Consider the following 787-nt stretch of genomic DNA (forward strand, 5'->3'; position numbering starts at 1 on the left):
AGTCCTCCATCGAAGAAATCCAGAGCCTTTTCATAGGCTTTTGGCAGCCTGCCAGCTCATAGACGCTGCGGAAGATCAGCTCGCCCTCGCGTCCGGCATCACAGGCATTTACCACTTCCGTTACATCCGGGGCGTTCATCAGCTTTTTGAGAATATCAAACTGCTTTTTCTTATCCTTTCCCACCACCATCTGCCAATGTTCCGGCAGGATAGGCAGGTCATCATATCGCCACTTGGCATACTTGGGGTCATAGCTATCTGCATCTGCAAGACCGGCCAGATGGCCCACGCACCAGCTGACACGCCAGCTGTTACCTTCCAGATACCCGTCCTTACGGGCGGTTGCGCCGATCACCGCAGCCAGACTTTGGGCAACCGACGGTTTTTCAGCAATCACCAATTTATACTGAGCCATGATGGTTCCTCCTCTCCTTAAGCCATCGGGACATATCCCGGTGGCAGACGCCTACGCAGGGGCTTCCATAATTCCCACAGCCATAACAGGGGTGGCTTTGGGGCAAAGAGGGAGGACGGGAAGTTTCCTTCCCGCCCTCCGGCCTGCGTGTCATCATGCGTTCATAGGGACTGTCTGTGAAACGGGTCATTTCACGCTGTCCTCGTCATCTTCTTCTGCGCTGCCCCCGTCAGCGTCAGGCTCGTCCGACTCCTCATCCTCGGTTTCCCATTCCTCGGAATCTTCCTCGCCATAATCATAATCGTCCAGACTGTCATTGCCCTTGGTCTTAGGCTTATTCTTAACGAGCTTCAAGTAGGCAAATACGCCACC

Annotated in this window: 2 protein-coding genes and 1 pseudogene; all 3 read right to left on the reverse strand. The window is 54.3% G+C overall.

The annotated features are described in order from the left end of the window. The coding region (locus tag OCV69_RS10030) for a toprim domain-containing protein (protein ID WP_262563086.1) at positions 1-415 on the reverse strand (415 nt) is incomplete at its 3' end. Continuing rightward, on the reverse strand, positions 402-605 hold the full coding sequence (locus tag OCV69_RS10035) for a hypothetical protein (protein WP_158358861.1): 204 nt from the start codon (positions 603-605) through the stop codon (positions 402-404). The genes OCV69_RS10035 and OCV69_RS10030, both read right to left, overlap by 14 nt. Beyond that, positions 602-787: pseudogene (locus OCV69_RS10040) on the reverse strand (DUF4366 domain-containing protein); the annotation flags it as partial. The gene OCV69_RS10035 and the pseudogene OCV69_RS10040, both read right to left, overlap by 4 nt.

Source organism: Alitiscatomonas aceti (assembly GCF_025567195.1).
In the GTDB taxonomy this organism is placed as follows: Bacteria; Bacillota; Clostridia; order Lachnospirales; family Lachnospiraceae; genus Alitiscatomonas; species Alitiscatomonas aceti.